At 44.1% G+C, this 13,603-nt stretch carries 6 protein-coding genes; 4 read left to right on the top strand and 2 right to left on the bottom strand.

What is annotated here, in order from left to right; all coding sequences use genetic code 11:
* Nucleotides 1–148 precede the first annotated feature (148 nt).
* From DWW10_RS20445 to DWW10_RS20430, 4 genes are all read left to right on the top strand, one after another.
* Nucleotides 149–3,328 (top strand): SusC/RagA family TonB-linked outer membrane protein, encoded by a 3,180-nt coding sequence (locus DWW10_RS20445; protein WP_022393256.1) that lies wholly within the window; start codon nucleotides 149–151, stop codon nucleotides 3,326–3,328.
* A 23-nt stretch (nucleotides 3,329–3,351) separates the two neighbouring features.
* Complete coding sequence (locus DWW10_RS20440) at nucleotides 3,352–4,932, top strand: RagB/SusD family nutrient uptake outer membrane protein (protein ID WP_022393255.1); 1,581 nt, start codon at nucleotides 3,352–3,354, stop codon at nucleotides 4,930–4,932.
* A 130-nt stretch (nucleotides 4,933–5,062) separates the two neighbouring features.
* Nucleotides 5,063–7,963 (top strand): chondroitinase family polysaccharide lyase, encoded by a 2,901-nt coding sequence (locus DWW10_RS20435; RefSeq protein ID WP_118420669.1) that lies wholly within the window; start codon nucleotides 5,063–5,065, stop codon nucleotides 7,961–7,963.
* Nucleotides 7,964–8,188: 225 nt separating this feature from the next.
* Nucleotides 8,189–9,130 (top strand): tRNA-dihydrouridine synthase family protein, encoded by a 942-nt coding sequence (locus DWW10_RS20430; RefSeq protein WP_022393253.1) that lies wholly within the window; start codon nucleotides 8,189–8,191, stop codon nucleotides 9,128–9,130.
* 9 nt (nucleotides 9,131–9,139) lie between these two features.
* Here the strand turns inward: DWW10_RS20430 and DWW10_RS20425 are convergent, their stop codons facing one another.
* Nucleotides 9,140–10,507 (bottom strand): sulfatase family protein, encoded by a 1,368-nt coding sequence (locus DWW10_RS20425; protein WP_022393252.1) that lies wholly within the window; start codon nucleotides 10,505–10,507, stop codon nucleotides 9,140–9,142.
* Between the two features lie 28 nt (nucleotides 10,508–10,535).
* Entirely contained in the window at nucleotides 10,536–13,601 is a 3,066-nt protein-coding gene (locus tag DWW10_RS20420; RefSeq protein WP_182021489.1) for a chondroitinase family polysaccharide lyase, read from the bottom strand.
* Between the last annotated feature and the right edge of the window lie 2 nt (nucleotides 13,602–13,603).

Raw genomic sequence — 13,603 nt, 5'->3', positions numbered from 1 at the left:
GTCTTCTTTATCAAGAATGTACAAATTCGTACTTTTTGCGAACTATTAACGAAAGTCGTCTCCTATCTAATCACATACATTTGCATTGTGATTCGAGTCGTTTAACGAGAAAGAACAACCTTTTTAATAACTAATTAATTTAATATTTATGAAACAGAAAGTAACCTTAATGCTACTGGCAACTTTTCTCTGCTGCGTATTAGGCGTACAAGCACAGACAGGTAGCCAAGTTACAGGTAAAGTTGTTGATGCCATGGGAGAAGTTCCCGGAGTTAGCGTCGTTGTGAAAGGAACTACAAACGGAATTATTACTGCACTCGACGGTAGTTTTAAACTGGACAATGTCAAATCCTCTGATATCCTGCAATTCTCTTTTGTAGGTTATAAAACTCAAGAAATTAAAGTTGGAAATCAAAAGACTTTCAATGTTACTCTGCAAGAAGATGCACAGGCACTGGATGAGGTAGTCGTTGTGGCTGTTGGTTATGGTGACGTAAAACGTCGCGACTTAACCGGAGCTATCGGTAAGGCCAACATGAGTGACTTAACAAAAACCCCTATCAACAACGTAGCTGAAACACTGGGTGGACGTATCGCCGGTGTACAGGTATCTTCTACAGATGGTGGTCTGGGCGACAACTTCAATATCGTAATCCGTGGTGCCGGTTCTTTGACTCAAAGTACTGCTCCGCTATACGTTATCGATGGTTTCCCAAGTGAAACTTCCGGAATGAGCGCCCTCAACCCGAACGATATTGAATCTATCGACGTATTGAAGGATGCTTCTGCAACAGCAATCTACGGTTCTCGTGGTGCCAATGGTGTTGTTATCATCACAACCAAGAAGGGTAAAGCCGGAAAAGCTACTCTTACTTATAACGGTAGTGTCAGCATGAGTAAAGTGAAAAACACCATGGATATGATGAACGGTTATGACTTCGTCAACCTGCAAAAGGAAATCATGGAAGGAAACACTAAAGAAATAGATGGAGAAAAAGTAGATGAATTTGCTTATTACTACTTAAAAGATGGTATCACACTCGATGATTATAAGAGATTCAAGAGCTATGACTGGCAGGATGAAATCTATCGCACGGCTATCAGCCATAACCACTATGTAGGTTTAAGTGGTGGTAGCGATAAGATGGACTACTCAGCATCACTCTCCTACAGCAACCAGGAAGGTGTTATTATCAATTCTGATCTCTCTCGTTACCAAGGCCGTTTCAATTTTAATCAAAGAATTAACAAGAGCATAAAAGTTAATGCAAATGCAAACTTTGCAAGCAATGTACAAAATGGTCCTAATCCCTCTACTGCACAGACCAGCGTATCCAACTCACTGATGTATAGTGTATGGGGATATCGTCCGGTTTCTCCTTCCGGTTCCGACCTTCTGGCAGAATTGTACGATAGCGACGTGGACATGAGTAATGACTATCGTTTCAATCCGGTACTTTCTGCAAAAAATGAGTATCGCCGTACAACGACCAACCATCTGCAAGCCAACTTAGGTGTAGAATGGGAAATTATCAAGAATCTGAAGTTCAAAGTTACTGCCGGATATACCGGACGCGACATAAAGAGAGAAGAATTCAATGGAAGCCAAACCCGTACCGGTAATACGCATCCATCCAATACACAAAGTAAAGGCATCAATGCATTCCTAAGACAACAGGAAACACGCAATTACCTGAATGAGAATACTTTGTCCTACGTTTATGCTAAAAACGATCATAACCTGAACGCGTTGGTTGGTGCTACTTTCCAAAAGTATACCAGCTATCTTAGCAGCATTACCCAAGAACAGATTACGAACGAGGCTTTCGGAATGTCAGGCATCGGTAAAGGTTCTGCAGTTCCGGTTGTCACAGCATCACAAGGAGAAAACGCCATGATTTCTTATCTGGGACGTATCAATTACAACTACGCATCCAAGTATTATGTTACAGCTTCTATGCGTACTGACGGTTCTTCCAAGTTCGCTCCGGGCAATCGTTGGGGTTATTTCCCATCAGGTTCACTGGCTTGGGCTTTCGGACGCGAAAACTTTGTTTCCGATGCACTTCCTTGGCTGTCTAATGGTAAATTGCGTTTAAGCTGGGGTCTTACAGGTAACAACCGTATCGGTGACTTCGACTACATGGCACAGTTAGTAACCAGCTCTAATGTCTACAAATATCCTTGGGACAGTTCTTTCTATCCCGGATACGTATTAGGTTCCATGGCTAATGAAAAGCTAAAATGGGAAACCACTGAACAATATGACTTCGGTTTGGATTTAGGATTCTTCGATGGACGTATCAACGTTACTATGGACTACTATATCAAAACTACCAAAGACCTGTTGTTGGGTGCAGACGTTCCCGCAAGTTCCGGTTATTCCAGTGCAACTTTGAACGTAGGTAAATTACGTAACAAGGGTTTCGAACTTACCTTAGAAACCATAAATATCAAACAAAAGAACTTTAGCTGGACCTCTAACTTCAATATTGCTTTCAACAGCAATAAGATTGTAGAGCTTAATTATGGCCAGGATGACATGATCAGTTTTGTAAACTGGGATAATAAGTACAAAACAATGCCTGCTTATATCAGCAAAAAGGGTGACGCAGCCGGAAGCATGTACGGTTTCATCTATGATGGTACTTACAAATATGAAGACTTCAACACTTCAGTAGATGCAAACGGAAAAACAATCTATACACTGAAAGATGATGTAGTTCGTATCTCAGACTCTGCACAACCGGGTGATCCTAAATATAAGAAGTTGAGCGACAAAGAAGGTAATAAAATTACTGATGACGATCGTACTATTATTGGTAACGGACAGCCTAAGCATACAGGTGGTTTCAGCAATAACTTCGTTTACAAGAACTGGGATCTCAACATCTTCCTGCAATGGAGCTATGGCAATGATATATTGAATGCTAACCGCATGGTGTTTGAAAATCCCCAGAGCAAGAAGAATACCAACATGTTTGCTTCTTACACAAACCGTTGGAGCGCTGAAAATCCGACCAGCAATATGCCGCGTGCAAGAGCTATCGGCGCTGAATACTACAGTTCTTTGTATATAGAAGATGGATCATTCCTGAAGTTGAAAACCATTTCATTGGGTTATAATTTTACACCCAACACATTGCGTTCTTTGGGTATCAGCGCAGCCAGACTCTTTGTTTCGGCAGAGAATATAGCTACCATTACAGGTTATTCCGGTTCCGATCCTGAAGTTTCTACACGTAACAGTGTATTGACTCCCGGCTTCGACTGGTCCGCTTATCCGCGTTCATTCAACGCATCACTTGGTATTAATATAACCTTCTAATCACCTAAAATCAAGAAACTAATATGAAAAGTATCAATAATATCTTCAAGAAAGTTTGCATCCTGGCAGTAGTTGCTTCTATGGCTGGTTGCGATATGCTTGACACCAAGCCCTACGACTTTGTAGCGCCTGAAACATTCTACAAGAATGAAACTGATTGCACAATGGCATTAGCCGGTGTATACTGGACGATGGCAGCAGAACATGTATATGGAAACCGTTATTCCTGCATGTTATCCAATATTGATGATTTGAGCTATTACTATCGCCAAAACCAAACAAGTGCAGTAGTTGCCAATTCACACAATACAGGTAATACTGACTTATGGAATACATGGGAAGCCCTCTATTCAGGGATCAACAATGCCAATGTATTGCTTGACAATATCGATGGAGCCAGCATCTCTGACGACAAAGTGAAAACACGCATCAAAGGAGAAGCTAAGTTCTTGCGTGCATATTATCACTTCTTATTGGTACAAGGTTGGTACGAAGTTCCTATTCGTAAAGAAACAGTCAAAGATATCACAGTCAGCAGTCTGGAGGCTACCCCCCACGCCGAAGCACTCGACTGGATTATTCAGGAAATGGAAGACTGTATCGATATGGTAGATAACAGTAGTTATGACTTATCCCCTTCACATGTGAAGAAAACTGTAGTGGAAGGCGTTCTGGCCCGCGTATGTTTGTGGCGTGCAGGCGAACCTTCAAAAGGTGGAAAGCCATTTTATGAAAAAGCAGCCAAGTATGCCAAAGCAGTTTATGATTCCAAGAAACATAAGTTGAATCCTGACGTATATGCTACGTGGAAAGCTTTAGCTTCTGACCAATATGAAACCACATACAATGAAAGCATGTGGGAAGTGGAATTTGTTGGAACACGTGATGATGGTAGCTATACTGAAAGCCGTATAGGCAATGTAATCGGTAATCTTCAAGAGAACTCAGCTGGTACAGGTGCAGGTTACACATATGCTTTCTATGCAGGTAGCTTGATTCTCTGGGACTTGTTCGATGCTAAAGATGCACGCCGCGATTTGGCTATGGCACCTTATAAACTCAACAATAAAGACGTGCAAGTTGCATGGAAAGACAACCAGATTGTAGACCGTCGTTGTGGCAAATACCGTCGCGAATGGGAAAGCAGCAGTCCTAAGCATAAAAACTATACTCAAGAGAACTATTGCCTCTTGCGTTATGCTGATGTATTGCTCATGCTTGCTGAAGCTGAAAATGAAGCAAACCAAGGTCCTACAGCATTAGCTTATACATGCATCAACGAGGTACGTAAACGTGCAGGAATTGACGAAGTGAAAGATTTGTCATACGGTGACTTCCAGAAATTGATCCGTGATGAACGCGGTCGTGAACTCTGCTTTGAGTCTCTCCGTAAGTACGACTTGGTACGTTGGGGTATTTACTACAAGGCTATAAAAGAAGACTTGGGAGCAGCCGTAAATGATGCGCGTTGGTCTACTGCCAACAATGCTAAAGGAGCAGCTCAGTACGTAAGTAATACAACTGAAAATAACCAGTTCCTCCCCATTCCAACTAAGGAACTCGGTGTAAACACCAAATTGGAACAAAACAAATATTGGAAATAATCATTTAGTTACACAGAACTTCTAACCTTAAAATGAAATCAAATAGACCTTAATCAATTTGATATGTATGGAGGAGAGTGACCGTGAGGTTCCTCTCCTCTTTTATAACTTTAAAAAAACAATATGCCTTATGACCAGAAAACACTTGCTATTTATCCTTGCGTTGCTATGCAGCCAAGTATCTTTTGCTCAATTCATAGGTTTTGAGACTGAAATCCCCAAAGAGTTTAAAACAACCGATAAGGGAAAAATCGCCCTGTCCACCCGGTATTATAAAGAAGGGAAACAAAGCCTGGAATGGGATTTCCGTTCCGGTTCCAAGCTCAATGTTTCTCTGGAACAGCCTCTAACCCTTGATGAGCAAATGGAAAATTCATACGGAATAACCCTATGGATTTATAATGAAGTCCCCCAGCAAGATTCCATTCGCTTTGAGTTCCTTTCCCCCCAAGGAGATGTATCTTATTGGTTCAGTTTCCAGTTGGCATCGGCTGGCTGGCGCGCTTGCTGGATCGGCTTCCAGCACATGAAAGGAGATAAACAAAACAAAGAAATAGCAAGCTACCGGCTGATAGCCCCTGAACGAAAAGGCCGCATATTTCTGGATCGTTTGACTTTCCCTGTGAAAAAGATGAACGACCGCACTACCCCCGACTTGCAGATGCCTTACAATAACTCCCTCTCGTATCGAGACCTGTGGCATTGGTGCCGGGTTTGGCAATGGGAACAATATAAGTATGATATTCCACTACCTTCCGCCCTCAATCAAGCAGAAAAAGACGAGCTGCGTACTGTAGAACAGCGGTTAACCACCGCCCTTGATATTCAGAAAGCACCGAAGGAAGCAGTTTCCAAAGCATACGATGTTTTTCAGAAAGCCAATATTCAACGCTCCGGAACTGGATTCACAGGTGCTCCTATCCTGACTCCCGATGAACTGGACCGTTCCAAAGGAGAAATATCCTGGAATGACCTGGAAACAATGCTCTCCGGATTCGCTTACGATGCTTATTACAATCATTCCGAAACTTCCCGTCAGAATTACTTCACCGTCTGGGACTTCGCCATCAATCAGGGGTTCTCCTTCGGTAGCGGAATGGGAACCAATCATCATTACGGATATCAGGTACGGAAAATTTATACTACAGCCTGGTTAATGCGCGACGTCATCTGGAAAGCTCCCAACCGTGATAATATCTTATCCACCCTCATATTCTGGTCTGCCTTGCAAGAAACCCGTCAACCTTACCAATACGGCAGAGATGAACTACTGGACAGTTGGCACACCCTCTTAATGGCTAAAACAGTTTCAGCACTACTGTTCACTGACGAGCGAGAACGAGTACGCGCACTGAAAGGCCTTTCCCGTTGGGTATCCTCTTCTCTTCAATACACTCCGGGCACTATCGGAGGTATCAAAGTAGACGGAACCACTTTCCACCATGGCGGTTTCTATCCGGCCTATACCACAGGTGTCCTTGCCATGGTAGGGCAATTCATCTCCTTAACCAATAAGACAATCTATGAACCTACCGAAGAAGCCCGTCAAGTACTGAAATCCGCCTTTATTGCCATGCGCAACTACTCCAACAAATATGAATGGGGAGTTGGCATCAGCGGACGACATCCTTTCGGCGGCTCGATGAAAGCGGATGATGTAGCAGCTTTTGCTTATCTAGCCCTGTCAGGAGACTTATCAGGAGAAGGTAATGCCTTCGATCATCATCTGGCAGCAGACTATCTACGGCTTTGTGAAAAGGATACCCCGGAAGCACGTTACTTCAAAACGCAAGGTATCACTCCCGCCTCTGCCCCACAAGGCTTCTTTGTATATAACTATGGAGCAGCAGGTATTTTCCGGAGAAGCGATTGGATGGTAACCTTAAAAGGATATACCACTGACGTCTGGGGATCTGAAATTTACCGGAAAGATAACCGCTACGGACGTTATCAGAGTTATGGTTCCGTCCAGATCATGGGATACCCCTCACGCCTTGCCAGCGGTTACGATGAGAACGGTTGGGATTGGAATCGCCTACCGGGAACTACGACCATCCACTTACCATTCGAATTACTGGACAGCCCGCTACCGGGAACTACCATGGCACATTCCAAAGAAAATTTCTCAGGCAGTAGTTCATTGGAAGGGAAAAACGGCATGTTTGTTACGAAACTGATGGAACGTGAACTGAAAAACTTCACTCCGGATTTCGTAGCCCGCAAATCCGTCTTCTGCTTTGAAAACCGGATGATCTGTTTAGGAACAGGTATTCATAACAGCAATAACGAATATCCAACCGAAACAACTCTCTTCCAAAGTACATTCCAAAAGGGAAAGAGCACCATCCTCGTTAACGGAGAAGAAGAAAAAAAGATTGGTTTCAAAAAGAAACTTTCCGGTACTACTGAAAAGTTACTTTCTATCAGGGACGGTTACAATAACCATTATTTCGTGAAAGACGGTAATGTACAAATACAGATCACGGAACAAGAATCCCGTCATGAAAAAACACGCGCTGTAACACAGGGAACTTTCGCTTCAGCATGGATTGAACATGGAAAAGCCCCTAAAAACGGAACGTATGAATACCTCGTATGGATACAGCCAACCGAGCAGGAATTAAAAGAACATGAGGCTTCGCAAACATACGAAGTATTACAACGGAATGATAGTGCACATATCGTTCACGACCGATTAACCGATATTACTGCCTATGCTGTCTTCGAAACCTATCGTTCGCAACGGGATAGCCTGCTTAGTCTTATTCCGGCAGAAACAATGGTTATGTATAGGAGGGACAAAGCGAATATCATTATGAGCGTTTGCGATCCAAACCTAAATATTGAGGAAAAGGCATATACCACCAAGAATCCCAGCCGCATTCTTGAAAAGAGACTTGAATTAAAAGGAAAATGGAAGATCAGTACACCCAATGAAAAAGTAACCCTGACAGCAGACGGAGAGAATACCATTCTCACTGTTCATTGCCAACATGGACAACCTGTAGAATTCAGCCTTCAGCAAGATTGAGAATTCAGAAAGAATTTTTGTAGCAATTACTCTGCTACATACCTGAGCCATACCTGAACCGTACTTGCTCCGTACATTCTCCACTCAGAGGTACCTCTACACGGAGAAAGTACGGGGTTGGTACGGAGCAAGTATGGTTCAAGTATAGTTCAGGTATGGTTTTAATGAACATGGTTATTCCGCTAAAATAGTTACCTTTGCAGAAATATTGAATAACTGATTGATATGCAGAGTACCCTCCCCATTCATTTTGCCCCGCTGCAAGGTTACACCGAGGCTATTTACCGACAAGCACATGCCCGTATATTCGGCGGTATAGAGAGTTATTATACTCCTTTTGTACGTGTGGAGCACGGAGAAATCCGAAAAAAAGACATGCGTGAGATTACTCTGGAAAACAACCGTGGCGTGCAGCTTATTCCGCAACTCATTGCTCCCGATGTGGACAAAATGGAGCAGATAATTGCCCTATTCATCGAAAAAGGATATAAGAATGTGGACATAAATCTGGGATGTCCTTTCCCTCTTTTAGCCAAACGGCACAATGGTTCGGGAATGCTTCCTTATCCCGAAGAGGTACGGGAATTGTTGACTGCTGCCATAAAGAGTCACCCCGACCTTCAGTTCTCTGTCAAGATGAGGTTGGGTTGGGAGAACGCGGAAGAATGTCTGGCTTTGCTGCCCTTGCTGAATGAACTGCCACTGACACATATCATCATGCATCCCCGATTGGGAAAACAACAATATAAAGGGGAAGTAGACTTAAAAGGCTTTGAAACCTTCTACAACGAATGTCGCCATCCGCTTATTTATAACGGTGATTTACTTACAGTAGAAGATATACAGACTATCAGCGAACGCTTTCCACAACTGGCAGGTATCATGATAGGTCGTGGACTGCTTGCCAATCCCGCCTTAGCTTTGGAGTATCAACAGGGACATCCGCTTTCCGAAAAGGATATGCAGGAGAAACTCAGATTGTTTCATGCTGACGTATTTGCCCAGTATGGCAATCTTCTGGAAGGGGGAGACAAGCAACTGCTGACGAAAATGAAGAACTTCTGGGAATATCTGATGCCGGACGGAGACCGGAAGGCAAAAAAAGCAATTCATAAGTCCAACAAGCTGGAAACTTACCAGGCGGCAGTCCGCAGCTTGTTGGGATAATCATTGATCTCATTCCGGATTTACGCCCGGAATCGTATGTACATCTTTACGTATCTGCGCTACATGATGCAGCTTCATCCAATCGTGCAGGTACTCCCGGTGTTGCAACAGAATCTCTTTGTATTTCTCCTCGATGGCAAGGTTCCGCATTTCACCACGGTCTTTTTCCATATCAAAAAGTTGCTCACGGTAACGGCCTTTGTCATACAACACATATTTATAGCGAGAGGTACGCAAAGCCCAGCCACGTGTATTTCCACCTTTATCGAAAGTGGTTTCGGTTACGATATAGTCCTGATGCTTCAATGCCGGATCCGCTTTCTCTACCAGCGCTCTGAAAGAGACACCATGCAGCCCTTCAGGAAGCCGGATGCCTGCCCAGTCGCAAACTGCTGCAAAGAAATCGACACCATTATTCACGAGTTGCGGCATCTCCTTGCCGGCATTCTTTTTTCCCGGTAAGGTTACAATCAGAGGGATATTTACCACCTCTTCATATAAAGCCGACTTCTGGTTCCAATGGTGTGCTCCCACTCCGTCGCCATGATCACTGGTAAATATCACGACTGTATTCTTCCATAAATCCTGTTTATCTATAGCATTCAAAACCTTACCGATTTCTGCATCCACCTTTTCAACCAGACGGTAATAGAGGCTTCGGTAACGGCGCCAATCATCCGGAGTGTAGTTACGGGTAGGATAAGCCGAATAATTCAGGCTCTGCTCATAACTGATAACATCAGCGTCATAGGGATTCTTAGCGAAATTAAGAGGTAGTCCCGGCCACTCATTCTGCGGCAGGTCTTCTATATTTCCCCAAGGCAAATTCTGGCTACGTGCGTACTCACAAATATTATGCGGGTTATCGAATCCTGCCACCAGGAAGAAGGGTTTGGTATGCTTTTGTTCCAGAAAGTCGACACAGGCTTCCGCCAACCCATTATCACTATGAGGATGGATAGTAGTAAAACCGAACTCTTTATCCGGCATGGAGGCAGTATGTACATGCCATTTACCGGCATAGATACAGTCATAACCGACATCCTGCATCAGAGTTCCCAAAGTCCGGTTACGCAATGAATCCGGTATCGGCGTACCATTTCGGGCAAGTCCTACTTCGTGCGAAGTATAGCCTGTAAACATTGCCGCCCTGGCAGGTCCACTCAGGGGTGTAGAACAATAGGCATTACGGAACAGGACACCTGCCTCTGCCAGCTTATCCATATTCGGAGTATGCAAGTCATCGTTTCCCATGCAACTCATCGCAGAGGCTGTCTGTTGATCGGTTACAATGTAGATGATATTAGGCAACTCTTTCGCCCAAACCAGGGAGGGAGCGACAGCCGTTGCACACAACATTATATTCTTTACTTTCATCACAGTGCTATTTTAAGGATTAACTTCATTATTTTTTCAGCTCCACATCGAAGCTGGCGGCATCTCTGCACGTAAATTGCAAAACAGTCTGCTGCTTATCTTTGGAAATCACTTTGCAATAAGGAGTTTCTGCAACATTCCATTCACCCTTTAAAGTAACGGTTACAGGTATTTCACCACTATCATTATCAATCCAGGGACGCGAATAGATACTGCGTTCCATACGTTTGCCATCCTTGTCAAAAGCCTCATCGCTCGGACCTCGATACAGCGCCAGATCCGGTTGGGAAACGGTCAATAAGAGCTTATCTCTGTCTTCACGTATCATGACGAGGCAGGAAGTATCAGCTTTCTGTAACAATCCCTCCCCGGGCAATGCCTGTGGTGTTTCAAAAAGTACATATGAAGTCAGGTTATCAGTCATAGAACGAACGATATGAGCATTGCGGTCCTGTTGTAATACCTTATAAGACGGTTTCTTTGCGAAAGCTTTCAAGAAAACTGTATTCGTACGGGGTAGGACAGCATATTCATAAGAAGCACCTTTCGGAGCTTTTCCATGCTCTAATACCAATGAAACCCAATCACCGGAAGTAGGCTTCGGATTACGTTCACCTACGGTAACTTGTGGGAAGTTCTTTTCATATTTTGCCGCTTTCATCGAGTTTTTCGACAGATAATAACCTACTCCGTTAGGATCGATATAGGTCTGTCCGTCACTTTTATAAGCTGCCCAGTAATCATGCATTTTGGGAGTAGTGGCTGCCAACTGGAAAACGGTAGTTTCTGTCGGGAACTCTTCATTTGTATTCTCAATATCCGTTCCCAGACATACAATCGTTCCATTGAAGAAGTGATAAGATTTACGGGCACGGTGTGAACCGTTGTACTTGTCATGCTCGTGAAGCTTCATGCCGAAGTTACCATTTAATTTTGCCTGAGACAAACCACCTGCAAAAGCCTCATCAGAATATAGCATTTCTTCCATACCGGAGAAAGTATCTACATTCATCACTTTGGCACGAAGCTGATCGAATGGCAAATGAATAGTTGTCGTACCGGGGAAACGGTTCCAGTCGAAGCCTGCTTCCTGCCAGCCGCTGGTTGTAAAAGTAACCATTTCATCGGGTTTTCCGGTCAATATCTGCATACTTCCGTGAGCCAGGTAGCGACCGAAGAAATTGGCATCCAGATAATGTTCTGCTGCCCAAAGGTAACGGGAATGCCCACGTACCACAGCAGCCCAATTATCCCGGCGCTGTACTGAAACGCAGCCGTACCCTAACGCCAAATTACCTTGCGGATCGGGTTCGGGACGGAATCCCTGTGCTTCAAATAACTGTTTCAGCTTCTTTTCATAGGCAGTAGATGCTTTCGGTAGATAATCAGGAGCATTCTTATCAGGAGTTTCCGTATAAGAAACCAAACGCAGATAAGCAGCAGCCAGTTCAGGATCATATTCCTGCTTTCCATCGGGAGTGCCAGCCAATGCCAAAGTAGCATATTGTACGGGAATCAATTGTCCCTTTCCATTGGGATGGCGTCCTGACATGGAAAGAGCCCATTGCTTGGTATTACAATAGAAACGCATAGTGAGCAATACATTCTTTACTGTTTCGTGCGCTACTTCAGATACTTTGAATCCTGTTCCACTCAACAGATAAATCATATTCGTGGCACCATCCAGACCGCCGACCGCATAAGCCGGATAGTTATTGCGATGGTGGAAACAAGCACCGTCTTTTTTGAAAGAACCGGCCAATCCGAGTGCCGGGCGGCAACCATAATCTATCCAACGGGAAAAAGAACGGAGATATTGAAGTTTTTCAGGAGTATCTTCCATAATCAAGATACTTGCCATGCGCCCCTGCGTCTGTGTATTGAAAGTATCTATATCAATGCCATTGACCGTAGGTTTAGGATATACTTCATTGGTGATGGCATACCAACGCAAAGTGCGTTCCGCCTCATTCAGCTTTCCGGTTTCCCTCAATACATCTTTCATAAGGAAATAGGCCACATACAAACCGCGCATACTGTATCCGTAATGATGGATATTCCCCCAACAACTGCCATAAGCCACTCCCTGATCGGTGATGTGGTCGTACATCGCCAGGAACTTCTGTTTCAGCTCATCCTTTGTCACAGCATCCGAAGCATTGTTATAGGCATAAGCTATCCGGCGCATCAGATTGAAATACTCACTCATCTCCATCCCTAACTTGGTGAACATACCTTTATCCCAGTTGGGATACATACGTTCATAAGCTTCTGCCTGGCGTACCATGAAGATGGGTAGTCCGCTTACAACACCGTTCTTATAAGTAATCCCATAAAAATCATATTTCTTACGGATGCCTTCCATCTCTTTTTCTGTCAGTTTAGAAGGAGTATAAAGCATATCGCGGAAACGTTTTTCCATCAACTGCATGTCTTGTCTGTCCTTCTCACTAACCGGAGTAAGGGCTATTTCCGGTTTCCACAGGGAGTGTTCATAAATCACCAGCCAATGGTTGGTGGTTCCTTTATTAACGAAGGGTACCTGCACATCAGCTGTTTGCTGACGGGCATCCACTTTACTGGCAGTTATCAGATGGTCGATGAACAACTCTCCTTTCACATCAGGTGCAACGATACGCAGTTCATTCATCCCGGGTTCAGGAGTGCCTTGCATATCACGCTCGTAGCAGACCCAGGCAGCACGCCAACCTGTGAAATTAATACCGAAAGGAAAAGAAGTGCACTTCTTTCCGTCTTTCAGGAATTCAAACTCAATAGTAGTATCCTGGGCTTTTGCGTTGTACACCCAGACAATGAAAGCGGAAAGGTAAGTATCTTTTCCGGTAGGGTCTTTCTTCTCGAACTTCAGATCACGCTGAAGGGTTAGTATAGAGCCGGGGTCAAATGTCCAACGTAAACTATGCGTACCGTCTTTATAATGTTGGTCGCTGATGCCGAGCGTAGCTTTCGTTGCGCTCAGCCCGGCAGGAAGCTCTGGTTGTTCAAAAGAGAGTAACCGGTCATTCTTTACAACTTGTGCCGACAGGCTAAAGGAAAACAGTGCAGCACATGCAGCAACAAGGGTAGATTTCATCA

The sequence above is a fragment of the Bacteroides intestinalis genome (assembly GCF_003464595.1).
Classification (GTDB): domain Bacteria; phylum Bacteroidota; class Bacteroidia; order Bacteroidales; family Bacteroidaceae; genus Bacteroides; species Bacteroides intestinalis_A.
Note: the sequence above shows the minus strand (reverse complement) of the source record. Positions and strands in the feature narration are given on the sequence as shown.

Excerpts from the sequence above, each read along its gene's own strand:
- DWW10_RS20420 (WP_182021489.1), bottom strand. The coding sequence starts at position 13,601 with ATGAAATCTACCCTTGTTGCTGCATGTGCTGCACTGTTTTCCTTTAGC.
- DWW10_RS20435 (WP_118420669.1), top strand. The coding sequence starts at position 5,063 with ATGACCAGAAAACACTTGCTATTTATCCTTGCGTTGCTATGCAGCCAA.
- DWW10_RS20440 (WP_022393255.1), top strand. The coding sequence starts at position 3,352 with ATGAAAAGTATCAATAATATCTTCAAGAAAGTTTGCATCCTGGCAGTA.
- DWW10_RS20445 (WP_022393256.1), top strand. The coding sequence starts at position 149 with ATGAAACAGAAAGTAACCTTAATGCTACTGGCAACTTTTCTCTGCTGC.
- DWW10_RS20430 (WP_022393253.1), top strand. The coding sequence starts at position 8,189 with ATGCAGAGTACCCTCCCCATTCATTTTGCCCCGCTGCAAGGTTACACC.
- DWW10_RS20425 (WP_022393252.1), bottom strand. The coding sequence starts at position 10,507 with ATGAAAGTAAAGAATATAATGTTGTGTGCAACGGCTGTCGCTCCCTCC.